At 67.7% G+C, this 734-nt stretch carries 1 protein-coding gene; it reads right to left on the bottom strand.

The annotated features are described in order from the left end of the window. On the bottom strand, window positions 1-731 hold a 731-nt coding region (locus EN738_RS34785; RefSeq protein ID WP_127287418.1), incomplete at its 3' end, for an alcohol dehydrogenase catalytic domain-containing protein. Between the last annotated feature and the right edge of the window lie 3 nt (window positions 732-734).

Below are 734 nucleotides of genomic sequence, written 5' to 3'. Positions count from 1 at the left end.
ACCGTATCGCGCACGCCGGCGCATTCGAACACCACGTCGACACCGCCCGGCACCAGCCCGTCTGGTCCGGCAATGGCATCGATAACGTCGCCGGCGCCTGGATCGACTGAGGCCGTCGCACCGAGCTCCTCGGCGAGCTCGCGGCGCGAGGCCTGGCGTGTCGACAGCACGATGGTCTTCGCCCCGGCAAGCCTTGCCAATTGCACGGTGAGCAGGCCGATGACGCCGCCACCCAGCACGACGACCGAGCCGCCCGGCTTGATCGCGGCGAGGTCGACGCCGTGCAGGCAGCACGCCAACGGCTCGCAGAATGCGCCATGCGTCGGCTTGAGGCTCGCCGGCAGAAGGAAGGCCTGCTTCTGCGGCATCACGACATAATCGGCGAAGCCGCCGTCGCGATGAATGCCGATGGCATTGAGATTGCGGCAGAGGTTGACCCGCCCGGCATGGCAATGCGGGCATCGCCCGCAGGCGATGTTGGGATCGCCGGTGACGCGGTCGCCGACGGAGAAGCCGATCACCGACGACCCGACCGCTTCGACGATGCCCGAAAACTCATGCCCGGGCGTTACCGGCGGCTTGCAAGGAAACTCGCCGTGGAAGAGATGGCGATCGGTGCCGCAGACGCCGCAGGCCTCGATCCGCACCAGCAGATCGTCCGCACCGGCCGACGGCTTGTCGACCTCGCGCAGCGCTATGCTGCCGACAGCCTCGAGGCGAACCGCTTTCATAAC

Source organism: Mesorhizobium sp. M4B.F.Ca.ET.017.02.2.1 (assembly GCF_003998955.1).
Classification (GTDB): Bacteria; Pseudomonadota; Alphaproteobacteria; order Rhizobiales; family Rhizobiaceae; genus Mesorhizobium; species Mesorhizobium abyssinicae.
Note: the sequence above shows the minus strand (reverse complement) of the source record. Positions and strands in the feature narration are given on the sequence as shown.